This window comes from Cellulomonas sp. RIT-PI-Y (assembly GCF_025642745.1).
GTDB lineage: Bacteria > Actinomycetota > Actinomycetes > Actinomycetales > Cellulomonadaceae > Cellulomonas.
In genome coordinates, this window is record NZ_JANZKP010000036.1 from 1 (window position 1) to 22,465 (window position 22,465).

The 22,465-nt window shown below is 73.9% G+C and carries 19 protein-coding genes; 11 read left to right on the top strand and 8 right to left on the bottom strand.

Features of this window, described 5'->3' with window-relative positions; genetic code table 11:
- The first annotated feature begins 201 nt into the window (after window positions 1–201).
- Window positions 202–990 carry a hypothetical protein gene (locus OGL89_RS11725; RefSeq protein ID WP_263120330.1) on the top strand — a complete coding sequence of 263 codons (789 nt, stop codon included), beginning with the start codon at window positions 202–204 and terminating at the stop codon, window positions 988–990.
- On the opposite strand, the gene OGL89_RS11730 is transcribed toward OGL89_RS11725, so the two are convergent.
- The gene (locus tag OGL89_RS11730; protein WP_263120331.1) at window positions 966–1,955 is read right to left on the bottom strand and encodes a stage II sporulation protein M; all 990 of its coding nucleotides are present in this window, start codon (window positions 1,953–1,955) and stop codon (window positions 966–968) included. The two genes, OGL89_RS11725 and OGL89_RS11730, sit on opposite strands and share 25 nt — an antisense overlap.
- 50 nt (window positions 1,956–2,005) lie before the next feature.
- Here OGL89_RS11730 and OGL89_RS11735 point away from each other — a divergent pair, with 50 nt between their 5' ends.
- Window positions 2,006–2,836 (top strand): RDD family protein, encoded by an 831-nt coding sequence (locus OGL89_RS11735; protein ID WP_263120332.1) that lies wholly within the window; start codon window positions 2,006–2,008, stop codon window positions 2,834–2,836.
- Between the two features lie 3 nt (window positions 2,837–2,839).
- Here OGL89_RS11735 and OGL89_RS11740 read toward each other — a convergent pair whose 3' ends face one another.
- Window positions 2,840–3,280, bottom strand: a complete 441-nt coding sequence (locus OGL89_RS11740; RefSeq protein ID WP_263120333.1) for a MarR family transcriptional regulator — start codon at window positions 3,278–3,280, stop codon at window positions 2,840–2,842.
- Window positions 3,281–3,374: 94 nt separating this feature from the next.
- On the opposite strand from OGL89_RS11740, the gene OGL89_RS11745 reads away from it, so the two are divergent.
- Window positions 3,375–5,249, top strand: coding sequence for an ABC transporter ATP-binding protein (locus OGL89_RS11745; RefSeq protein WP_263120334.1), 1,875 nt, complete (start codon window positions 3,375–3,377; stop codon window positions 5,247–5,249).
- Here OGL89_RS11745 and OGL89_RS11750 read toward each other — a convergent pair.
- The 5 genes from OGL89_RS11750 to OGL89_RS11770 are packed head-to-tail and all read right to left on the bottom strand — an operon-like array spanning window position 5,227 to window position 10,472.
- Window positions 5,227–6,513, bottom strand: a complete 1,287-nt coding sequence (locus OGL89_RS11750) for a DUF58 domain-containing protein (protein WP_263120335.1) — start codon at window positions 6,511–6,513, stop codon at window positions 5,227–5,229. The genes OGL89_RS11745 and OGL89_RS11750 overlap by 23 nt on opposite strands.
- 1 nt (window position 6,514) lies before the next feature.
- The gene (locus OGL89_RS11755) at window positions 6,515–7,486 is read right to left on the bottom strand and encodes a MoxR family ATPase (RefSeq protein ID WP_263120336.1); all 972 of its coding nucleotides are present in this window, start codon (window positions 7,484–7,486) and stop codon (window positions 6,515–6,517) included.
- Window positions 7,483–8,670, bottom strand: coding sequence for a DUF4350 domain-containing protein (locus OGL89_RS11760; protein WP_263120337.1), 1,188 nt, complete (start codon window positions 8,668–8,670; stop codon window positions 7,483–7,485). The genes OGL89_RS11755 and OGL89_RS11760 overlap by 4 nt, the downstream gene beginning before the upstream one ends.
- The gene (locus tag OGL89_RS11765) at window positions 8,667–9,284 is read right to left on the bottom strand and encodes a DUF4129 domain-containing protein (protein ID WP_263120338.1); all 618 of its coding nucleotides are present in this window, start codon (window positions 9,282–9,284) and stop codon (window positions 8,667–8,669) included. Before OGL89_RS11765 ends, OGL89_RS11760 begins: the two co-directional genes overlap by 4 nt.
- Window positions 9,285–9,287: 3 nt before the next feature.
- Window positions 9,288–10,472 (bottom strand): hypothetical protein, encoded by a 1,185-nt coding sequence (locus OGL89_RS11770; RefSeq protein ID WP_263120339.1) that lies wholly within the window; start codon window positions 10,470–10,472, stop codon window positions 9,288–9,290.
- A 106-nt stretch (window positions 10,473–10,578) separates the two neighbouring features.
- Between OGL89_RS11770 and mtrA the strand changes: the two genes are divergently transcribed.
- From mtrA to secA, 7 genes are all read left to right on the top strand, one after another.
- Window positions 10,579–11,265: an MtrAB system response regulator MtrA gene (mtrA, locus tag OGL89_RS11775; RefSeq protein ID WP_263120340.1), complete on the top strand. Its 687-nt coding sequence runs from the start codon at window positions 10,579–10,581 to the stop codon at window positions 11,263–11,265.
- Between the two features lie 13 nt (window positions 11,266–11,278).
- Window positions 11,279–13,105, top strand: a complete 1,827-nt coding sequence (mtrB, locus tag OGL89_RS11780; RefSeq protein ID WP_263120341.1) for an MtrAB system histidine kinase MtrB — start codon at window positions 11,279–11,281, stop codon at window positions 13,103–13,105.
- A complete protein-coding gene (locus OGL89_RS11785; RefSeq protein ID WP_263120342.1) occupies window positions 13,102–14,790 on the top strand; it encodes an LpqB family beta-propeller domain-containing protein in 1,689 nt (562 codons plus the stop codon). Before mtrB ends, OGL89_RS11785 begins: the two co-directional genes overlap by 4 nt.
- 114 nt (window positions 14,791–14,904) lie before the next feature.
- Window positions 14,905–15,723, top strand: a complete 819-nt coding sequence (locus OGL89_RS11790) for a phosphoribosyltransferase family protein (protein WP_263120343.1) — start codon at window positions 14,905–14,907, stop codon at window positions 15,721–15,723.
- Between the two features lie 169 nt (window positions 15,724–15,892).
- A complete protein-coding gene (gene raiA, locus OGL89_RS11795; protein ID WP_263120344.1) occupies window positions 15,893–16,549 on the top strand; it encodes a ribosome-associated translation inhibitor RaiA in 657 nt (218 codons plus the stop codon).
- A 277-nt stretch (window positions 16,550–16,826) separates the two neighbouring features.
- A complete protein-coding gene (locus OGL89_RS11800; RefSeq protein ID WP_263120360.1) occupies window positions 16,827–18,071 on the top strand; it encodes a crosslink repair DNA glycosylase YcaQ family protein in 1,245 nt (414 codons plus the stop codon).
- A gap of 122 nt (window positions 18,072–18,193) precedes the next feature.
- Entirely contained in the window at window positions 18,194–20,998 is a 2,805-nt protein-coding gene (gene secA, locus OGL89_RS11805) for a preprotein translocase subunit SecA (RefSeq protein WP_263120345.1), read from the top strand.
- A 64-nt stretch (window positions 20,999–21,062) separates the two neighbouring features.
- Here secA and OGL89_RS11810 read toward each other — a convergent pair whose 3' ends face one another.
- Window positions 21,063–21,797: an Rv3235 family protein gene (locus tag OGL89_RS11810; RefSeq protein ID WP_263120346.1), complete on the bottom strand. Its 735-nt coding sequence runs from the start codon at window positions 21,795–21,797 to the stop codon at window positions 21,063–21,065.
- Window positions 21,798–21,975: 178 nt separating this feature from the next.
- On the opposite strand from OGL89_RS11810, the gene OGL89_RS11815 reads away from it, so the two are divergent.
- The gene (locus OGL89_RS11815) at window positions 21,976–22,437 is read left to right on the top strand and encodes a hypothetical protein (RefSeq protein ID WP_263120347.1); all 462 of its coding nucleotides are present in this window, start codon (window positions 21,976–21,978) and stop codon (window positions 22,435–22,437) included.
- The last annotated feature ends 28 nt before the right edge of the window (window positions 22,438–22,465 follow it).

Sequence of the window (22,465 nt, forward strand, 5' to 3'; positions counted from 1 at the left end):
CGGGTGGGCCGGGGCATCGGAGGGGCGGCCAAACCGTCGCGGCGGGGATTGTCGCCGGTACCGAGGGGCCTTCCGGCCTGTTCGGGCCGGTCGCAGAGGGTAGGCAGACGGTTGTTACGGCGACGCGCGCCCGGGGAAACGTCCTGGAAACCGCGGAGCCGTGTTCAGCCGTCTCCCAGGATCGGATGGTGCGCTGGTCCGGTGCTGCACCACCGACTGGTCCCCGACACCGCCGCCCCGGACACCGGCTGGACCGTGAGCCGTGCCGGGTTGGTCGACGTGAACCCGATCGCCCGGCTGATGCAGGCCCATCGTCCGTTCATCGACCTGGACGGCGACGGCGTCCCGGACGAGGTCGCCCGTCCCGAGCAGGCGGGGTCGGCCACCCGGCTGATCCTCAGCCACGGCGCCCTGGAGCACGGCGAGGTGTGGTGCGCCCGGGCCGACGACGACGGTCCGGTGGAGGTCGCCGCCGCCGCGGTGTGGCTGCCGCCGGACGCCAGCGGCCTGGCCTCGGACCTGCACCGGGTGATCGCCCGCGAGCTGGAGGTCCCGCTCCGTCCCGCGCCGCAGGACGATCCCGCCCGGGCGCCCCTGCGGTCGATCATGACCGCGACCTCGGAGCTGATCGCCGTGCTGCGCGGGTCGAGTGCGCAGCGGGTGCTGATCATGCTGGCCGACGACCGGGAGGGCGAGCACCGGCTGGACCTGCTGGCCGAGCTGCTCGCCCCGGTGATCACGGCGGAGCTGTCCGCCGGGCGGGAGGCGTTCGCGGTGACCGTCGACCCGGCGCAGGTGGCGGACCTGACCGCGCTGGGGTTCCGTCCGGTGCTGGCGGCGCCGTTGGGGGCGGCGGAACTGTGGCTCGGCGCGGTGCACCCGGCGCTGTACCCGCCGCGCGGGCACGAGCGGACCGGGTCGGCCCCACCCGCGGGCCCGGTCCACCCGGATCTGCTGCCGCCGGCTCAGCCCGCGACGGCGACCGTGTAGCCCGCCTCGTCCTCGCTCAGGTCGCCGGTCTCCCCGGCGCGCACCGCCCGGCGGCCGAGCACGATCGTGTAGGTCCAGAACCCGGCCAGGGCCACGGCGCCGATCCCGATCTTGACCCACCACAGCAACGACGACCCGGTGACGAAGCCCTCGATCATCCCGGAGACGAACAGGGCCAGCACCAGGCCGATCGCCACCGTGATCAGGGACCGGCCCTCCTCGGCCAGCGCCCGGGCCCGGGGCCGCCCGCCGGGGGACACCCAGGCCCAGAACAGCCGCAGCCCGGCCGCCCCGGCGACGAAGATGCTGGTCAGCTCCAGGAAGCCGTGCGGCAGGATCAGGCTGAAGAACACCCCCAGGCTGTCGTGCGCGGACATCATCCCGGCCACCGCGCCCACGTTCACCGCGTTGTTCAGCAGCACGTAGACCGGGCCGACCCCGGTGATGCCGACCCCGATGCACAGCGCCGCCACCCAGGCGTTGTTGGTCCACACCACCCCGGCGAACCCCGCGCCCGGGTCGTAGTACTCGGCGAAGGCGTTCTGCACGTACTCCTGCTGTTGCTCGGGGGTCATCAGGGCGTCCAGCACCCCGGGCTGGGTGGCCACCCACCAGGCGCTGACCGCGGCGATCAGGACGAAGACCGCCGTCACGCCGACCGACCACCAGCGGATCCGGTACAGCGCCGCCGGCAGCGTGAGGACCAGGAACCGCGTCACGTCGCGCCAGGCGGGCTCGTGCCGGCCGGCGATGGTCGCCCGCGCCCGGGCCAGCGACTGGGACAGCCGGGTCACGGTGTCCGGGTCGGGTGCGGCGGAGCGGACCGTGGACAGGTCGGTGGCCGCGGCCTGGTAGAGCCGGACCAGCTCGTCGGCCTCGGCGCCGGTCAGGTCGCGGCGGCGCGCCAGCCGGTCCAGCCGGTCCCAGGTGGGCCGGCGCACGGCGAGGAAGGCGTCGATGTCCACGCTGGCTACCCTAGAGCCCGGCCCGGCGGACCAGACGGCAGGAGGAGCGGATGTCGCTCGACGTGCGTGACGGCGTGGTGATCGGCGAGGGCGTGCTGCTGGAGAACCAGCCCACCTCCTTCGTCACCCGGGCGCTCGGCGCCCTGATCGACGTCACCGCCACGGTCGTGGTGTGGGCCCTGGTGCTGCTCGGCTTCTCGATCGCGGGCGGCTCGATCGACGACGACGGCGCGCGGATCCTGCTGATCGTGATGATGGTGCTGTTCTTCATCGTGGTGCCGACCACCATCGAGACGCTGACCCGCGGCCGCTCGCTGGGCAAGCTGGCGGTGGGCATCCGGGTGGTCCGGGACGACGGCGGCCCGATCCGGTTCCGGCAGGCGTTCGTCCGGGCGCTGGTCGGCGTGCTGGAGCTGTGGCTGACCATGGGATCGGTGGCGCTGATCGCGTCGCTGGTCCAGCCCCAGGGCAAGCGGCTGGGCGATCTGCTGGCCGGGACGTACGCGATCCGGGTGCGGGGGACGGTGACCGCGCGCCAGGTGGTGCCGATGCCGCCGCGTCTGGCCGGGTGGGCCGCGGGTGCGGACGTCGGCCGGCTGCCGGACGGGCTCGCCCTGTCGGTGCGGCAGTTCCTGGTCCGGGCGGCCGGACTGCACCCCGCCTCGCGGGCGGACCTCGGCGGACGTCTGGCGGACGAGGCGCTGCGGCACGTGTCCCCGCCCCCGCCGCCCGGCACCGGGCCGGAGGAGTTCCTGGCCGCCGTGGTGGCCGCCCGTCGCGACCGGGACTACCGCGCGCTGCTGACGGCGGAGTCGGCGGAGTGCCTGGACGGTGACCGGCTGCGGCGGCTGCCGTTCCGGATCCCCGACCCGGAGAGCTGAGGCTCAGTCCTCGTCGGCGAGCCGGTGCAGCAGCCGGAACAGCTCGTCCTGTTCGGCGGGTGAGAGGCGGGACAGCAGCTCGTCGGCCCGGCGCCGTCGCTCGGCGTCCGCCGCGCCGAGCACCGCACGACCCTCCGGGGTCAGAGAGACCAGGGTGGCTCGCCGGTCGGTGGGATCGGGTCGGCGCTCGACCAGCCCGGCGTGCTCCAGGTCGTCGACCATCGAGGTGATCGAGCGCGGGACCACGTCCAGCCAGCCGGCGAGGGTCGCCTGCCGCTGCGGTTCGCCGGACCGGGCCAGCACGCGCAGCATCCGGTGCCGGGCCGGGGTCAGCTCCACCGGTGCCAGCTGGTCGCGGACCTCCCGGCGCATCCGGCGCAACGTGGTGCGCAGCAGCCAGAACAGCTCGTCGGCCGGCCGGGGGTCGTGATCGTGCTCACGCATGGGAACAGAATAGCGAGCCCCTGACATTGAGAGGTAGACTCACTAAAACTCGATCGAAAGGCCCTCCATGTCGATGCACTCCCCAGGCGGGGGCATGGGCGGACGGGCGATGTACCGCTCCTTCCGCCTCGACCCCTCGGTCACCCAGCAGAAGCTCACCCGCGACGTGCTGCGCCGGATCGTGGGCTTCGCCCGGCCGTACCGGGGCACGATCACCGTGTTCCTGGTGCTGGTCGCCCTCGACGCCGCGATCGGCGCCGCCACCCCGCTGCTGTTCCAGCGGATCATCGACCGCGGCATCGTCCCCGGCCGCACCGGCGTCGTGCTCGCGCTCGCCGCGGTGGTCGCCGTACTGGCGATCGTCTCCGCTGGTCTCACCCTCGCGTCCCGCTGGCTGTCCGCCCGGATCGGCGAGGGACTCATCCTCGACCTGCGCACCCAGGTGTTCGACCAGGTGCAGCGGATGCCGCTGGCCTTCTTCTCCCGCACCCAGACCGGTGCGCTGGTGCAGCGCCTGAACGGCGACGTGCTCGGCGCCCAGCAGGCCTTCACCTCCACGCTGTCCAACGTCGTGTCCAACCTGCTCACCGTGGTGCTGGTGCTCGCCGCCATGCTGTCGTTGTCCTGGCAGATCACCCTGGTGTCCCTGGTCCTGCTGCCGGTGTTCGTCCTGCCGGTGCGGGCGATGGGCCGCCGCCTGGCCGCGGTCACCCAGGAGAGCTACCAGCTGAACGCGGTCATGGGGCAGACCATGACCGAGCGGTTCAATGTGGCCGGCGCCCAGCTGGTCAAGCTGTACGGCCGGGCATCCGACGAGACCCGCACCTTCTCCGAGCGGGCCTCGCGGGTCCGGGACATCGGGATCACCAGTGCGATGTACGCCGCGGTGTTCCGGATCGGCCTGACCCTGGTGGCGGCGATCGCGGTCGCCATCGTCTACGGGCTGGGCGGCGTGCTGGCCATCCGCGGCACGCTCACCGTCGGCGTGGTCGTCGCGCTCACCAGCTACCTCACCCGGCTGTACGGCCCGATCACCGCGCTGTCCAACGTCCAGGTCGACATCATGACCACCCTGGTCAGCTTCGAGCGGGTGATCGAGGTCCTGGACCTCACGCCCTCGGTGGCCGACCGTCCGGACGCCCAGGAGCTCGGTGACATCAGCGCCACCGCCACGGTCGAGCTGGAGCACGTCGACTTCCACTACCCGGCCGCCGCCGAGGTGTCACTGGCCTCGCTGGAGTCGGTGGCGCGGCTGCAGACCGAGATCCCCGGGCAGACCCTGCACGACGTCAGCTTCACCGTGCCGCACGGCCACCTGGTCGCCCTGGTCGGTCCCTCCGGCGCGGGCAAGACCACCATCACCCAGCTGGTCTCCCGGATGTACGACACCACCGCCGGGACGGTCCGGGTCGCCGGCCACGACGTCCGGGAGGTCACCCAGGACAGCCTGCGGGACATGATCGGCGTGGTCAGCCAGGACGCCCACATGTTCCACGACACCATCCGGGCCAATCTGGAGTACGCCAAGCCCGGGGCCACCGACGCCGACCTCGAGCAGGCACTGCGCCGCGCCCAGATCTGGGGCCTGGTCAGCCGACTGCCCGACGGCGTGGACACCGTGGTGGGGGACCGGGGCTACCGGCTCTCCGGCGGCGAACGTCAGCGGCTGGCCATCGCCCGGCTGCTGCTGAAAGCCCCGCCGATCGTCATCCTGGACGAGGCCACCGCGCACCTGGACTCCGAGTCCGAGGTCGCGGTGCAGCGGGCGCTGTCCGAGGCGCTGGTCGGGCGCACCGCGCTGGTGATCGCGCACCGGCTGTCCACCGTCCGCGACGCCGACACCATCGTGGTGCTGGACCAGGGCCGGGTGGTCGAGCAGGGGCCGCACGCCGAGCTGCTGGCCGCCGGTGGTCTCTACGCCGAGCTGTACGAGACCCAGTACGCCGCTACAGCCGCCCCGCGGCCTTGAGCGCGAGGTAGGTGTCGGCCAGCCGGGGCGCCAGGTCGTCCGGCAGCGCGTCGACCACCTCCACCCCGCGACCGCGCAGCAGTCCGGCCACAGCGGAGCGCTCCAGCTCGGTGCGCTCCGCGGCGGCCGCGGCCATCAGATCGGTGCGGTCCGCGCGCAGGTCCTCGACCTCCGGGTCGCGGACGCTGGCCAGCACCACCTGGTGCCGCGACGCGAGCTGGTCCACCACGCCGAGCAGCCCGGCCTCGACCGCCGCGGGCTCCAGCGCCGACAGCAGCACCACCAGCGCGCGCTGGCTGAGACGTTCGCCGACCTGGCCGACCACGCCGGACCAGTCGGTCTCCACCAGGGCGGGCTCGACCCCGGCCAGCGCCTCGGCCATCGCGGGCATCAGCCGGGCTCCGGCCATCCCGGCCACCCGGGCACGCAGGGCGCGGTCGTAGGCCACCAGCTCCACCCGGTCCCCGGCCCGGCCGGCCAGCGCCGCGAGCAACAGCGCCGCCTCGATCTGGGCGTCCAACCGCGGCGCGTCGCCGACCCGGGCCGCGCTGGTCCGCGAGGTGTCCAGCACCAGCAGCACCCGCCGGTCCCGCTCCGGCCGCCAGGTCCGCACCACCACGTCCGCCCGCCGGGCACTGGCCCGCCAGTCGATCGACCGCACGTCGTCCCCGACCACGTACTCGCGCAGCGAGTCGAACTCGGTGCCCTGGCCGCGCACCTGCACCGCAGCGCGACCGTCCATCTCCCGCAACCGGGCCAGCCGGCTGGGCAGGTGCCGCCGGGAGGCGAACTCGGGCAGCACCCGCAGCTCGCCCGGCACGGTCAACGACACCTGCCGACCGGCCAGGCCCAGCGGTCCGGCGGTGCGGATCGTGACCCGGTCCGCCTGCAGGGTGCCGCGCCGGGTGGGCAGCAGGGCGGTGCGGACCCGGGTCGACTCCCCGGGCGGCAGCGACACGAGGTGCCGGTTCAGGACGGCACCCGCCGACGGCGGCCAGGCGTCCCGGACCAGCCCGCGCAGTCGCCGTCGACCGGTGTGGGTCACCAGCAGCCGGGACTCGGCGGCGGTGTGCAGCCGGACGCTGCCTGCCGGTGCCTCGCGCAGCACCGCCACGGTCCGCGGTGAGGCGGCCAGGGCGGCGTCCAGCACGCACAGCGCCAGCACGACCAGGCCCCAGAGCAGCACGGTGCCCGGTGCCGGGAACAGGAACACCGGCACCGCACCCACCGCGGTCAGCGCGACCGAGCGCCAGGTCAGAGTCATGTCAGCGCGGCACCGGCACCGAGGCCAGCACGCTGTCCAGCACCGACTCCGCGGTGACCCCCTCCAGCTCGGCCTCCGGGCGCAGCTGCACCCGGTGCCGCAACGTCGGATGCGCCAGCGCCTTGACGTCGTCCGGCGTCACGAACCCGCGGCCGGACAGCCACGCCCAGGCCCGGGCGGTGGCCAGCAGCGCCGTGGCACCACGGGGCGAGACCCCCAGCGAGAGCGACGGCGACTGCCGGGTCGCCCGCACCACGTCCACCAGGTACCCGAGCACCTCCGGACCGACCTGCACCCGGGCGACCTCGGCCCGGGCCCGGTCCAGCAGCGCCGCGTCCGCCACCGGTCGCACCCCGGCCGCCCGCAGATCCCGCGGGTCGAAGCCCGCGGCGTGCCGGGTCAGCACCTCGATCTCCTCCGCGCGCTGCGGCAGCGGCAGGGTCAGCTTGAGCAGGAACCGGTCCAGCTGCGCCTCGGGCAGCGGGTAGGTGCCCTCGTACTCCACCGGGTTCTGGGTCGCGATCACCACGAACGGCTCCGGCAGCGGGCGCGGGGTGCCGTCCACCGACACCTGCCGCTCCTCCATCGCCTCCAGCAGCGCGGCCTGGGTCTTGGGCGGAGTGCGGTTGATCTCGTCCGCGAGCATCAGGTTGGTGAACACCGGACCCTCCCGGAAGGAGAACTCCGCGGTCCGCGCGTCGTAGACCAGCGAGCCGGTGATGTCGCCGGGCATCAGGTCCGGGGTGAACTGCACCCGGGAGGTGCCCAGGTCCAGGGCGGTGGACAGGGTGCGCACCAACAGGGTCTTGGCGACGCCGGGCACCCCCTCCAGCAGCACATGGCCCCGGCAGAGCAGGGCGATCACCAGGCCGGTGACCGCGGCGTCCTGGCCGACGACCGCGCGGCCGACCTCGGCGCGCAGGGCGGTCAGCGCCTCGCGCAGATCGGGGGTGGGGGAAGGGGACTCGCTCACGGGTGGTGAACCTCGCTCTCCATCTCGTCCAACCGGCGGGCCAGGGATCGCAGGCCCGCGTCGTCGGTGGGCGGCGGGCCGTAGAGCAGCTCGCCGATCGTCCGTTCGTCCCACCCGGTGGCCCGGGCGAGCGCACTGATCACATGCTCCGGCGCGGCCGACGCGGGCAGCCCGAGCCGACGCGCGCACCGGTCGGCGGCACCGGCCCGCAACGCCGCGGCCGCGTGGCCGTGGGCCCGGCCCCGACGGTAGAGCCGGGCCCGCCCCCGGGTGGTCTCGGCGGCGCGCACCACGACCGGCAGCCGCTCGCTCACCACCGGTCCCAGGCGTCGCCCGCGCCACACCGCCAGCGCGAGCAGCACCAGCACCGACAGCAGCCCGAGCGCGACGGCCTGCGGCGGCAGCAGGGCGGTCAGGCCGGCCCCCGCGTCCTGACCTCGGATCGCGCCGGTGTCCCCGGCCTCCGGGATGTACCAGACCAGGTGGTCGTGCCGTCCGAGGGCACGCAGGGCCAGCGCCGCGTTGCCCTCGTCGGTGACCCGGGCGTTGCTGAACAGCAGGCTGTCCCCGAACAGGTCCACCCGCCGACCGCCGGCCTCGGTGCTGCCGTAGGCGAAGCGGCCGTCGCCCAGCGGGAAGCACAGCGTGTCCGCCCGGGCACCGCTCACGCCGTTCAGCCCGGCGCCACCGGTCCGCACCGCACCCGCCACCCGGGCGTCCGAGTCCGCGCACTGCGCCGTCTGCCGGCTCAGCGCCTGGTCCGACCCGGGATATCCGAAGCCCATCCGGCCCTCGGTCACCGCGGCCGCCAGCACCGGGGCGTCCAGCAGGACCAGGTCGGCGGGGGAGTCGGCCAGTTCCCGCACCTGCTCGGTGCTCAGCATCGCGTCGGAGCTGACCAGCAGCGTGCTGCCGGCGTCCGCGGCCGCCAGCGCGGCCACGGTGCCGCGCACGTACTCCACCCGCACGCCCTGTTCACCGAGCACCTCGGCCACCGCCATCGCGCCGTCGTCGCCGGGGTTGTCCGGCGCCAGCGGGGTGCCGGAGGTCCGCGGCTCGGGCAGCAGCGCGGCCACACCGGCCACCAGCACGACACCGAGCACCACCAGCACCCACCGCCACCGCCGCCACCGGGCACCGGCCCGGCTCGCGGCGGTGGTGCCGTCGCCGATCACCGCGGTCATCGCGCGTCCACCCGCGCCCGCTCGACGGCCCGGTCCAGCTCACGCAGCTCCGCGTCGTCCTCGGGACGGGCGTCGTGGTGGCCGTAGACCACGCCGTCGAACAGCGCCCCGGCGTGGTGCAGCCGGTCGGCGTGGGCGCCGAACCGCTGCGCCGCGGCCTCGGCCGCCTCCCGGGCGGTCCGTCCCGGGCGCTCGTCCAGCACCGCCCGGTCCTCCAGCGCGCGCACCAGCGCCCGGAACCGTTCGGCGACCGCCAACGCCCAGTCCCCGGCCGCTGCCGCGGAGTTCGCCGCCGCGCGCAGGTCCTCGGCGTCCCGGAGGTCACCGGAGTCCAGCACCCGCGCGGACCGGACGTCCCGGCGTTCCGCGCGCCGCACCGGGCCGGCCACCCGGAACGCGATCACCGCGATCAGCGCGACCAGCAGCAGGACGCCGAGCAGCCACCACGGGCCACCCGCCCCGCCGAACGGCACCGAGGTGAACAGGTCGGACAGCCAGTCCCAGAACCGCTGCAAGAGGCTCTCGCGCTCGCGGTAGACGGCGTCGGTCAGCTCACGCTCCAGCCACTGGCGGGCCTGGTCGGCGTCGGGGACGACGGGGACGTCGAACAGCACGGGTCAGTCCTGCGACGCCGCCCGGGCCAGCTCGACGTCCAGGCCCTCCTTGCGCATCCGGGCGTCGATGTAGGCCAGTGCGTAGGCGCCCGCGGCGAACACGGTGGTCAGCGTCGTCGCGATCACGTCACCCACCGACGTGATCGCCACCGCTCCGAATCCGGTCATGGTCGCGTCCTGGGTGACCAGCGCGGCGATCAGGCCGAACGGCACCGACACGATCCCCGCGACCACCGCGCTGGCGATCATCACCAGCAGGTAGAGCCCGGTGAGCCGCCAGAAGCCGCCCCGGGTCAGGCGCCAGCTCCGCGCCACGGTCGGCCAGAACCGGCCGCCCTCCAGCATCAGACCGGCCGGGACCAGCAGGGTCCGGACCGACACCCAGAGCGCCGCCGCCAGGAAGGCCAGGCCGCCGAGCAGGGCGAGCGCCACGCCCGCGCCCGCACTGCTCATCGAGGTGACCACCACCAGGGCGATCAGCAGCACGCCGACCAGCAGCGTGACCACCATCGAGAGCGCCGCGAAGCCGACCACCCGGGCCAGCCGTCCGCCCTGGCCGCGCACGACCTCGCCGGGCTCGACCACGGTGCCGAGCACCGACTGGCTCACCGAGCGGATCAGCACACCCGTGATGATCTGCGTGAACACCAGCGACACCGGCAGGGAGAACACCGTCGCGTAGGCCGGGCCGATCAGCGAGGCCAGCTCGTCCGCCTCGGCCGGGCTCAGCCCGTCGTAGAGCCCGCGCACCAGGTCGGTGGTGAACGGCGAGGCGTACCAGGTGATCACCGCGGAGATCAGCACCGAGATCGCCACGCCGATCACGGTGACGCCGAACATCACCTTCGGGTTGTGCCGGACCGCGCGGAACGCGCCGTCGATGATCTCCCACACGCTCAGCGGGCGCAGCGGCACGATGCCGGGCTGCACCGCCATCGGCCGGAACGGCGACGGCGGGGCCATCGGCGGCTGCCCGGGGCGCTGCTGCTGGTAGCCGAGCGGTTGCTGGGCGCCCCAGCCGGGTGCGCCGCCCCAGCCCGGTGCCGGCGCCGGTGCGGGCGGCGGGGGCGTGCCCTGCTCACCGCCGGGCGCCTGCCAGCCGGAGGGGGCGTACTGCCCGAACCGGGGCGCAGGGCGGTCGGCCCCGGTCTGGTCCGGGCGCGGATCCTGCTCCGACGGGGTGGTCATCGGTGCTCCTGGGTCTCGGTGACGCGACTGGTCGACATCGTGCCACGTCGACCCGGCAGAACCGGTGGTCAGCCACGATCCGCGTCGCGGATGCCATCATGGCGGGATGAAGGGACGCGTCCTGGTGGTCGACGACGACACGGCACTGGCCGAGATGATCGGCATCGTGCTGCGGTCGGAGGGGTTCGAGCCGGTCTTCTGCGCCGACGGTGACGAGGCGCTGGAGGCCTTCCGTGCCAGCCAGCCCGACCTGGTGCTGCTGGACCTGATGCTGCCCGGGCGCGACGGCACCGAGGTGTGCCGCCTGATCCGGGCCGAGTCCGGCGTGCCGATCGTCATGCTGACCGCCAAGGCCGACACCGTCGACGTGGTCCTCGGCCTGGAGTCCGGTGCGGACGACTACATCTCCAAGCCGTTCAAGCCCAAGGAGCTGATCGCCCGGGTCCGCGCCCGGATGCGCCGCTCCGAGGAGCCCGCCCCGGAGCACCTGCGGATCGGCGACCTGTCCATCGACGTGACCGGCCACCGGGTCACCCGGGACGGCGCGGTCATCTCGCTCACCCCGCTCGAGTTCGACCTGCTGGTCGCGCTGGCCCGCAAGCCCTGGCAGGTGTTCACCCGTGAGGTGCTGCTGGAGCAGGTCTGGGGCTACCGGCACGCCGCCGACACCCGGTTGGTCAACGTCCACGTCCAGCGGCTGCGGTCCAAGATCGAGGGCGACCCCGAGCGCCCGGAGATCGTCGTGACCGTCCGCGGCGTCGGCTACAAGGCGGGACCGACCCCCGCGTCATGACCGACGACGCGTCATGACCGAGGACCAGCCCGGGCCCGGGCACGAGGTGCGGACCCCGCACCGACTGGCCCGCACCTGGCGGCTGATCACCGTCAGGGCCGCCCGTCGGCTGCGTCACCTGACCCGGGCCTGGCGCAGCTCCCTGCAGCTGCGCGTGCTCACCCTCACCCTGACCGGCGGCCTGATCGCGCTGGCGGTGCTCGGCGGCTACCTGTCCGTGTCGGTGCGGGACGGGCTGTTCACCCAGCGGGTCGACCAGATCCTGGCCGAGAGCGCCCGGGCCGCCGCGCAGGCGCAGGAGACCATCGACGCCTCCACGGCGACCACCGCCCCCGAGGTGCAGCAGCTGCTGAACGACACGGTGCGCGGACTGAAGGCCGGCGGATCCGGCGAGCGCGAGGTCTCGGTGCTCCGCACCAGCGGCCAGCAGCAGCCGATCCTGGTCACCGGCGCGTCCACCGACTCCACGATGGTCGGCCTGGTGTCCGCCGATCTGCGCGCCGACACCGCCGCGGGCGACGGTCAGCGCTGGCAGTCGGTCGGCTGGTCGACCGACGACGGGGTCGAGCCCGCGGTCGTGGTCGGCCAGATGGTGACCGTCCCCGCCGCCGGGACCTACGAGCTCTACCTGCTCTACAGCCTGCAGGCCGAGCAGGAGCAGCTCAGCTTCCTCCAGGGCGTGCTGGCGATCGGCGCCACCGTGCTGGTCGCGATCCTGGTCGGCATGACCTGGTTCGTCACCCGGCAGGCGGTCCGGCCGGTGCAGCAGGCGGCCGAGACCGCCGAGCAGATCGCCGACGGCGACCTCACCCGGCGGATGGCGGTCCGCGGCGAGGACGAGATGGCCAGGCTCGGTCGCTCCTTCAACGCCATGACCGACACGCTGCAGGACCAGATCCTGCGGATGGAACACCTGTCGGCGCTGCAGCGCCGCTTCGTCTCCGACGTCTCGCACGAGCTGCGCACGCCGTTGACCACGGTCCGGATGGCCGGGGCGATGATCTACGACTCCAAGGACGACCTGGATCCGGTGCTGCGCCGCTCGGCCGAGCTCCTGCAGACCCAGCTGGACCGGTTCGAGGACCTGCTGGCCGACCTGTTGGAGATCAGCCGGTTCGACGCCGGTGCGGCCATGCTGGACGTCGAGGCCCGGGATGTGCGGGACGTGGTGTCCGCCGCGGTGGACCAGGCGATGCCGTTGGCCGAACGCAAGGGCTCCTGGCTCAGCGTGGTGCAGCCCGAGCGGCCCTGCGTGGCGGACATCGACCCGCGCCGGGTGGAACGCGTGCTGCGCAACCTCCTGGTGAACGCGATCGAGCACGCCGAGGGCACCGACGTCCAGGTCGCGGTCGCCACCGACTCCCGGGCAGTCGCGGTGACCGTCCGGGACCACGGGATCGGCATGAGCCGGGACGAGGCGGACCACGTCTTCGACCGGTTCTGGCGCGCCGACCCGGCCCGGGCCCGCACCACCGGCGGTACCGGACTCGGTCTGGCGATCTCGCTGGAGGACGCCCATCTGCACGGCGGCTGGCTGGAGGCGTGGGGACGGCCGGGACAGGGCGCCGCCTTCCGGCTGACCCTCCCGCTGCGCGCCGGTATCACGCTGTCCGGCTCACCGCTGCCGCTGCAGCCCGAGGACGACCTGATCGACGACCGACCGGACGACCGCCAGTCCCGGGACGGGTCGGATCCGGCCGCCCTGCCGGACCTGCCCGCGGTCACCGGGTCGCTGGAGATCGTCGAACGCGCCCGGGCCGCCCAGGCGTTGCGGGACGCCCAGACCCGCGCCGAGGCCGCCGCCGAACGCGCCGCCCAGCAGAACGGAGCCGACCGATGAGCCGACGGATCGCCCTGCTGCTGGTGCTGCTGCTGGCGCTGGCGGGGTGCGCGGCCATGCCCACCTCCGGACCGGTCGGGGTCGGGGTGGACGGCGACACCGAGCAGGAGTCCGTCGAGCCGCTCGGCGACCCGCCGCCGGAGGACGGCAGCCCGGAGGACATCGTGCGCGGGTTCCTCGGCGCCAGCGCGGCCGGGTTCTCCCGCGGCTCCGGCACGGAGAGCGACGACTTCCGCAACGCCCGCGAGTACCTCTCCGGCGAGACCCGGCGCACCTGGACCCCGCGTGAGCGGGTCGTGGTCTACCCGACGGCCTCCAGCCCGCAGCTGCGCCTGGACGGCTCCCAGGTGCAGGTCACCGTCAAGGTCGCGGCCCGGATCGACGCCGACGGCCGCTACGCCCAGGCCGGACCCAGCGCCGAGGAGACCCTGACCTTCGGCATGGTCCAGGACTCCGACGGCCAGTGGCGGATCTCCGCGCTGGACGACGGGGTGGTGCTGTCCGAACCGAACTTCGAGGCGATCTACCGGTCGTCGACGCTGTACTTCCTGTCCCAGGACGAGACCTTCCTGGTGCCGGAGACCCGCTGGTTCCCGCTGCGGAACCTGGCGACCTCCATCGTCCGGGCGCTGATCGCCGGGCCGTCGCCCTGGCTCCGCGACGCGGTGCGCACCGCGATCCCCGAGGGCGCCTCGTTGCAGCCCGACGCGGTGTCCGTCGACGCGGACGGGCTGGCCGCGATCAGCCTGGCGGCCGGTGGTCTGCCCGCCGAGCCGCACGACCGCAGTCTGATGCAGGCGCAGCTCGAGGCGTCGCTGCGCCTGGCCCGGGTCCGCACGGTGGAGGTCTCCGCCGATGGGGTGGCGATGGATCCTGCCGACGTCACCCTCGACCGCGGCCAGGACCCCGGTGGTGCCCTGGAGGCGGTGCAGGGCGGCGACACCCTGGTGCAGCTCACCCACGGCGAGTTCGTCCCGGTGGACGGTGTGGACTCGCTGGCAGGACTCGACCTGCGCTCCCCGGCCCGTCAACCCGGCGGCACGCTGCGGGTGGGACTGTCCGGCTCGGCGAAGCTGGTCACGTTGCCGCAGGAGGGGGAGAAGTCCCGCACCCTGTTCTCCGGTGGGGCACCGCTGGTCGCGCCCTCGGTCGACCGGCTGGGCTGGGTGTGGACCGCGGTCGTCGACGGCGACGAGCTGATCGCGGTCGACGACTCCGGTGACAGCGTGCGGATCGACGCCGACTGGCTCGCCGACCGGGAGATCCGGTCGGTGCGCGTCGCCCGGGACGCCAGCCGGATCGCGGTGGTCTCCGACGGTGCGGACGGCGTCCGGATCGACGTCACCGCCGTGGTGCGCGACGACTCCGGCACCCCGCAGTCCGTCGGCCCCGCGCAACGGGTGGGCGCCACGCTGGTCGACGCCAGCCGGGTGGTCTGGGTCGACGAGTCCTCGCTCGGCGTCCTCGGGTTGTCCGGGTCGGTGACCACGGAGGTGTACCACCTGGTCCCGCTCGCCGGCGCCAGCGAGGCCCGGGGTGCCATCTCCGATCCGGTGGACATCGCCGGGGGCAAGGGCGACAGCGTGGTCTACCTCAGCAACGCCGAGGACCAGATCTACTCGCGGTCGGGGCCGAGCTGGGTATCCGTGGCGCAGGACGTGCGGTACCCGTCCTTCGCGGGGTGAGTCCGTCACCGGCGCCCGCTCTCCGGCTGTCCCCGGGCGGGGGTCGCCGACGGTGGTCCCCAGGGTGGCGCCCGTGCCCTGGCGGTCACGGGGGAGCCGTCGCAGCCTGAGCCGGTGACGACCGACCCCTCGCCCCGTCCCGCCGCCCGCGGTGCCGTGCCGCGCCGGACCGGCCCGCTCGCCGACCTGATCGACCTGGTGCTGCCGGCGTGCTGCGCCGCCTGCCAGGACCCGGGGGTGGTGCTGTGCGCGGACTGCGCCTCCGGGTGGTGGCCCGCACCCCGGCGCCGGGACCAGGACGCGCCACGCCTCGACCGACTGGACGGCGGAGGACCGTTGCCGGTCTGGGCGGCGGCGGACTACCAGGGCGCGGTGCGGCGCACGGTGCTGGCGTGGAAGGACGGCGGGCGGCTGGAGCTGACCCGCTGGCTGGCGGCGCTCGCGGGCGAGACCGCGCTCGGGGTGCGGGCCGACCTGCCCGGCCGCGGTCCGCACCGGGGCGCCCTGCTCGTGGTGCCCGCCCCACCGTCCGCCGCGGGTCGCCGTCGCCGGGGCGAGGACCTGCTGCGCCCGCTCGCCGTGGCGGTCGCCGCCGGTCTCACCGCGACCGGTCTGCCGGCACTCCCTCTTCCGTGCCTGCGGACCCGGCGCGCGCACCGCGACCAGGTGGGTCTCGGCCTCCGGGGCCGAGACGCGAACCTCGCCGACCGGATCGCCGTCCGGCACCGCTTCCGTGGTCACCCGGCCCTGCTCGGCGCACCGCACCGGGTGCTCCTGATCGACGACGTGCTGACCACCGGCGCGACCCTCGCCGCCTGCCGCCGGGTGCTCGACGCCGCCGGTCAGAGCGTCGTCGCCGCCCTGGTCCTGGCGGCGACCCCTCCGCCGACTCACAGGTCCGGAGGAGTGGAACCGCGGGCCGCTCCGGGATAGCGTGGTGTCTCGGACATCGACCGGTGCAGGCGCCGGGGATGTGGGTCTCCGCGGTGCGCCGCGCGAGGAGGTGGTGCCGGTACAAACCCCGCAGGGGGGTCACGTTCCCGAGCAGGTCACCCGGGCGGTTCCACGGAATCGTCCCCCGGAACTCCGAGGAGGAGTCCCCATGGAGATCATCGTCGCAGGCCGTCACACCGACATCCCCGAGCGGTTCCGCGAGCACGTCGCGGACAAGCTCACCAAGCTCGAGACCCTCGCCCCCCGGGCGCAGCGGATCGACGTCGAGGTGACACACGAGCCGAACCCTCGGCAGTCCGCCGCCGCGGAGCGGGTGGAACTGACCGTGATCGGCAAGGGGCCCGTGATCCGGGCCGAGGCATGCGCCGACGACCGGTACGGGGCCCTGGACCTCGCGATCGACAAGCTCGCTGAACGGCTGCGTCGCGCCAGGGACCGCACCAAGAACCACCGCCGCAACCCGGTGACGCCGCCGTTGCCGGACACCGCGGACCTCACGCCGGAGCCGGAGTCGAGTCCGGAGACCGACCAGGTCACCCGCACCGCCGACGGCGCGGTGGAGATCCAGCTGGGCGACTCGCCGGTGATCATCCGGGAGAAGACGCACGACGCCCGTCCGATGACCGTGGACGACGCGCTGTACGAGATGGAGCTGGTCGGGCACGACTTCTTCCTCTTCGTCGACGCGGACACCGGTCAGCCGTCGGTCGCCTATCGCCGCCGCGGGTGGAGCTACGGCGTGATCAAGCTCGACCTCGCCGCGGACGGCGTGCCCTCGGGCGAAGCGGTGAGCGCGTCGGTCTGAGCCGGTCCCGCACCGCACCCGCGCCCCGTCGGCCACCCGGCCGGCGGGGCGCGGGCGTGCCGGTCGACCCGCGGATGTCGGACCCGCCCGGCACGATGGACGGGTGACCTCGACCGACGCCGCCCGTGGCACCCCGACCGCTGCCGGTGACCCGACCGCTGCCGGTGCCCCGATCGTTCCCGGCACCCCGACTGTCTCCGGCACCGTGCGGACCGGGGTCGGGTCCGGCACCGCGCCGACCCCCGGGTCCCGGGTCGGACGGGGATCGCTGCGCCCGGTGGAGAGTCTCAGCCTGTCCCAGGCCCGCCGGATCGCGCTGCGGGCCCAGGGACTCGACCGTCCCCGGCGCCCCCGCACCGGCCCGGCCACGATGCGGCAGTTCCAGCAGGTGGTCGACCGGCTCGGGCTGCTCCAGATCGACTCGGTGAACGTGCTCGCCCGGGCCCACCTCATGCCGGTGTTCTCCCGGATCGGCCCCTACGACACCGCCCTGATCGACCGGGCGTCCGGGACCGCGCCCCGGCGGCTGGTGGAGACCTGGGCGCACGAGGCGTCCTTCGTGCCGCCGGAGACCTACGCCCTGCTCGGCTGGCGGCGCCGGGCGTACCGGGACTACGCCTGGGGCTCGATCCGGGACGTGCCGCTGCGGCACTCGCCGCTGGTCGGCCAGGTGCGGGCGCTGATCGCCGCTGAGGGTCCGCTGACCGCCCGGCAGGTGCACCTGCGGATCGAGGGGGACCGCCCGCGCGCCCGCGATCAGTGGGGCTGGAACTGGACCGCCGCCAAACACGTGCTGGAGTACCTGTTCTTCACCGGGCAGGTGACCTCCGCCCGGCGCAACGCGCAGTTCGAACGCTGCTACGACCTGACCGAGCGGGTGCTCCCGCCCGCGGTGGTCGACCGGCCGGAGCCGACCGACGCGGACGCGATCCGTGCGCTGGTCGCGATCGCCGCCCGGGCGCACGGGGTCGCCACCGAGCGCTGCCTGCTGGACTACTTCCGGATCAAGGGCGCCGACGGCCACCGGGCGGTCACCGAGCTGGTCGAGTCGGGTGAGCTGCTGCCGGTGACGGTCGAGGGCTGGGCGCGGCCGGTGCTGCTGCACGCCGCCGCCGAGCTGCCACGACGGGCCACCGGCCGGGCGTTGCTCAGCCCCTTCGACCCGCTGGTGTTCGAGCGCCGTCGCCTGGAGGAGCTGTTCGGGCTCCGGTACCGGATCGAGATCTACGTGCCCGAGGCCAAGCGGGTGCACGGCTACTACGTGCTGCCGTTCCTGCACGGCGAGCGTCCGGCGGCCCTGGTCGACCTCAAGGCGGATCGTGCCGCCGGTGAGCTGCGGGTGCTCGCGGCCCATCCCGTCGCCTCCGGGAAGCGGGCACCCGCCCCGGGGGAGGTGGCCGCCGATCTGGCCGCCGAGCTCCGGCTGATGGCCGACTGGCTGGGGCTGGACCGGGTGGGCGTGGCCGAGCGGGTGCGAGGGGAGTTCGCCCCCGCCCTGGCCGCCGGACTCGCCGGACGCTGAGAGCGAACACGTACGGGTTGTCCCTGGCGGGAGCCCCTCACCTACGATGGTCGGGGCTCGTCCACGTCGGTCGGGCCGCGTGGACGTCCCGGCACTGCAGGCACGGGGCGCGGAATCCGGGAGTGCTAGTGGCGATCCTCGATAAGGTCCTTCGTTTCGGCGAGGGCCGCGTCCTCAAGAAGCTGTCGGGCATCGCCCAGCAGGTGAACGCCCTGGAGGACAGCTTCACCTCGCTCTCGGACGCCGAACTGCGCGAGGAGACCGACCGGTTCAAGGACCGGCTCGCGGATGGCGAGACCCTGGACGACCTGCTCCCCGAGGCCTTCGCGGTCGTGCGCGAGGCCGCGCGGCGGACCCTGGGCCAGCGGCACTTCGACGTGCAGCTGATGGGCGGCGCCGCCCTGCACCTGGGCAACATCGCCGAGATGAAGACCGGTGAGGGCAAGACCCTGGTCGCCACCGCGCCGGCCTACCTCAACGCGCTGACCGGCAAGGGCGTGCACGTCGTCACGGTCAACGACTACCTGGCGAACTACCAGGCCGACCTGATGGGCCGCGTGTACCGGTTCCTCGGCCTGACCACCGGCGTGATCCTCACCGGGCAGAACCCCGCCCAGCGCCGGGTGCAGTACGCCGCGGACATCACCTACGGCACGAACAACGAGTTCGGCTTCGACTTCCTGCGCGACAACATGGCCTGGAGCACCGAGGAGCTGGTGCAGCGCGGCCACCACTACGCGATCGTGGACGAGGTCGACTCGATCCTCATCGACGAGGCCCGGACCCCGCTGATCATCTCCGGCCCCGCCTCCGGCGACGCCAACCGGTGGTACGCGGAGTTCGCCAAGGCGGTCCGTCGCCTGCAGCCGGACCGCGACTACGAGGTGGACGAGAAGAAGCGCACCGTCGGCGTCCTGGAGCCGGGCATCGAGCGGATCGAGGACTACCTCGGCATCGACAACCTGTACGAGTCGCTGAACACCCCCCTGATCGGGTTCCTGAACAACGCGATCAAGGCCAAGGAGCTGTTCAAGCGGGACAAGGACTACATCGTCGACAAGGGCGAGGTCCTGATCGTCGACGAGCACACCGGTCGTGTGCTGCCCGGCCGTCGCTACAACGAGGGCATGCACCAGGCGATCGAGGCCAAGGAGGGCGTGGCGATCAAGGCCGAGAACCAGACCCTCGCCACGATCACCCTGCAGAACTACTTCCGGCTGTACGACAAGCTCTCCGGCATGACCGGCACCGCCGAGACCGAGGCGGCCGAGTTCCAGGGCACCTACAAGCTCGGCGTGGTGCCGATCCCCACCAACCGGGGCATGCAGCGCGTCGACCAGGCCGACCTGGTCTACAAGAGCGAGGACGGCAAGTTCGACGCCGTCGTGGACGACATCGTGGAGCGGCACGCCGCGGGCCAGCCGGTGCTGGTCGGCACCACCTCGGTGGAGAAGAGCGAGCTGCTGTCCCGCAAGCTGCGCAAGTCCGGCGTCCCGCACGAGGTGCTGAACGCCAAGCAGCACGCCCGTGAGGCGTCGATCATCGCCCAGGCCGGTCGCAAGGGCGCCGTCACGGTGGCCACCAACATGGCCGGTCGAGGCACCGACATCATGCTCGGCGGCAACGCTGAGTTCATGGCGGTGGCCACGATGGCCGAGAAGGGCCTGGACGCCGCGGAGAACGCGGAGGAGTACGAGGCCGCCTGGCCTGCCGTGCTGGAGGCCGCCAAGGAGTCGGTGTCGGCCGAGCACGACGAGGTCAAGGAGCTCGGCGGCCTGTACGTTCTGGGCACCGAGCGGCACGAGTCCCGCCGGATCGACAACCAGCTGCGCGGGCGTTCCGGCCGTCAGGGCGACCCGGGCGAGTCCCGGTTCTACCTGTCGCTGCAGGACGACCTGATGCGGCTGTTCAACTCCGGCATGGCCGAGTCGATGATGACCCGGGCCGGCTTCCCGGACGACATGCCGCTGGAGTCCAAGATCGTCACCCGCGGCATCCGCTCCGCCCAGTCGCAGGTGGAGTCCCGCAACTTCGAGATCCGCAAGAACGTGCTCAAGTACGACGACGTGCTGTCCCGGCAGCGTGAGGTCATCTACGAGCAGCGTCGTCGCGTGCTGGAGGGCGAGGACCTGCAGGAGCAGGTGCAGCACTTCATCGAGGACGTCGTCACCGCCTACGTGGCCGAGTCCACCGGGGAGGGGCACCCGGAGGAGTGGGACCTGGACGCGCTGTGGGCCGCGCTCAAGGCGGTCTACCCGGTGTCCATCGACGCCGAGGAGGTCGTCGAGTCGGTGGGCGGGATCGGTCGCCTGACCACCGAGACCCTCACCACCGAGCTGCTGTCCGACGCGCGGATCGCCTACGACGAGCGTGAGGCCCAGCTCGGCGAGGACAACATGCGTCAGCTGGAGCGCCGGGTGATCCTCTCGGTGCTGGACCGCAAGTGGCGCGAGCACCTCTACGAGATGGACTACCTCAAGGAGGGCATCGGCCTGCGCGCGATGGCCCAGCGCGACCCGCTGGTCGAGTACCAGCGTGAGGGCTACCAGCTGTTCCAGGCGATGACCGACGGGATCAAGGACGAGGCGGTCGGCTTCCTGTTCAACCTGGAGGTCAAGGTCGCCGAGCCCGGCGCCGAGGACGCCCCCGCGGTGGGTGCCCAGGCCGCGCTGAACGGCCCGAAGCTGGTCGCCAAGGGCATCGACGGACCGGAGCGCGAGACGCCGTTGCAGTACTCGGCGCCCAGCGTCGACGGGGACGCGGGCACCACGGTGACCGGGGGCGGTCGTCGCGGTGCCGGTGGTGGTCCCGCGGCGCGGGCCGCCGCGGCCGAGCCCGCCGGCGGCCCGAGCGAGGACGCCGACGGCGGTGACGCCGGGAACCGCGAGGCCCGGCGCAAGGCCGCCAAGCAGCGCCGCCGGGGCTGATCCCGCAGCACGTGGACGGCCGGTGCACCCCTGCGGGGGTGGCCGGCCGTCGGCGTCCCCGGGCTCAGCCCACGACCAGCGCCTCCGCCCGCCACACGCCGCGGGAGTCCACCAGCCGGATGGCGACGGCCCGGACCCGGTCGGCGTGGCGCAGCACCACGGACGACTCCACCGTCCGGTCGTCCACCCGCATGGCCCGCACCCGCCGCACGCTCGGCCGGGGGCCCGCCGGGCCGGTCCGTCCCGGCGACTCGGCCCGCAAGCCGCCCTCGTCACCGGCGAGCACCCGGCGCTGCTCCAGCGCGTCGTACACCGCCGGGCTCACCCACCGCGCGAGCTGCGCGAGCGGCCGGCTGCCCGAGATCACCTCGAGCGCCGCGGTGGCCAGCAGGGAGCAGGCCACCCGGGGATCCATCCCGCTGTCCGGCCCGTCGCGCCGGTCGGCGCGCGGGTCGGAGCCCGGCTCCGGGACGACCCCGTGCCGGTAGGTCGCGATCGTGCCGTCGCCGAGCCGTTCGACGGTCGGGCCGACGGTGGCGTGCGCGCGGTGGTCCGCCCGGGGCCGGAGCGCCCGTGGCCGAGGGACCGGTTCCGAGGACCGGACGACGACCACCGGCGGCAGCGCGTCCCGGGGGACCGGCAGCGGCGTCCGTGGAAGCCGGACCTCGAGCGTGACGGCCGCCCCCGGCGCCGCCCGTGGCCACGGCTGGTCCGGAGCGGGCAGGTCCGCACCGAGCGAGGTCTCCAGCTCCCGCAGGTCCGGGTCGGCCCGGTCGGTCCCGCTCACCGTCGTCGTCATCATGTGTCCCCCTGTCGCACCCGGTCGGGCACGTCCGGTTCTACCTCCCACACCGGGTGCGGTGACCCCGGTGTGGGACATCCGGGGCACGGCGTGAGTTCGTGCGACCGATTGGAGTGGTGATCGGCGCGGCCTGAGCGGTGACGCGGGATGGCTGAGGGCACGGCACACTGGTCCCGTGCGCCTCTACCTGCCTGCCACCCTGGACGACCTCCGCGACGGGGTCCTCACGCTCCCGGCCCCGCGCCGGGCACACGCCGTGACCCCGGCGCTGACCGCGCTGCTCCCCGACGAGGACGAGGAGGGGATGGAGTTCGCGGCGCAGCTGATGGCCGCGGACGACGCGCTGGTGCTGCTGGCGGGCACCCCGTCGGCCCCGACCCTGCGCCTGGTGGTCACGGTGGAGGTCGCGGACGACCTGGTCGACACCTCACCGGTCGCCGACGACGAGCCGGCCAGCCTGGTCACCCTCACCGGTGAGCCGAGCACCGACGAGGTGGTCTGCGTGCACGTCGACGAGCCGTCGGCCGCCGCCCACGTCGCCCGCGCGCTGGACGGCGACGACGCGGCGCTGGAGGACGTCGCCGAGCGCGACCTGCTCTGGTACGACGTCACCGAGCTCGGCCGTATCCCGCGCTGAACCCGGCCCGGGGCGCCGCCGACGGTAG

Excerpts from the sequence above, each read along its gene's own strand:
- OGL89_RS11735 (WP_263120332.1), top strand. The coding sequence starts at position 2,006 with ATGTCGCTCGACGTGCGTGACGGCGTGGTGATCGGCGAGGGCGTGCTG.
- OGL89_RS11740 (WP_263120333.1), bottom strand. The coding sequence starts at position 3,280 with ATGCGTGAGCACGATCACGACCCCCGGCCGGCCGACGAGCTGTTCTGG.
- OGL89_RS11745 (WP_263120334.1), top strand. The coding sequence starts at position 3,375 with ATGGGCGGACGGGCGATGTACCGCTCCTTCCGCCTCGACCCCTCGGTC.
- OGL89_RS11750 (WP_263120335.1), bottom strand. The coding sequence starts at position 6,513 with ATGACTCTGACCTGGCGCTCGGTCGCGCTGACCGCGGTGGGTGCGGTG.
- OGL89_RS11760 (WP_263120337.1), bottom strand. The coding sequence starts at position 8,670 with ATGACCGCGGTGATCGGCGACGGCACCACCGCCGCGAGCCGGGCCGGT.
- OGL89_RS11770 (WP_263120339.1), bottom strand. The coding sequence starts at position 10,472 with ATGACCACCCCGTCGGAGCAGGATCCGCGCCCGGACCAGACCGGGGCC.
- mtrA (WP_263120340.1), top strand. The coding sequence starts at position 10,579 with ATGAAGGGACGCGTCCTGGTGGTCGACGACGACACGGCACTGGCCGAG.
- mtrB (WP_263120341.1), top strand. The coding sequence starts at position 11,279 with ATGACCGAGGACCAGCCCGGGCCCGGGCACGAGGTGCGGACCCCGCAC.
- OGL89_RS11785 (WP_263120342.1), top strand. The coding sequence starts at position 13,102 with ATGAGCCGACGGATCGCCCTGCTGCTGGTGCTGCTGCTGGCGCTGGCG.
- raiA (WP_263120344.1), top strand. The coding sequence starts at position 15,893 with ATGGAGATCATCGTCGCAGGCCGTCACACCGACATCCCCGAGCGGTTC.
- OGL89_RS11810 (WP_263120346.1), bottom strand. The coding sequence starts at position 21,797 with ATGACGACGACGGTGAGCGGGACCGACCGGGCCGACCCGGACCTGCGG.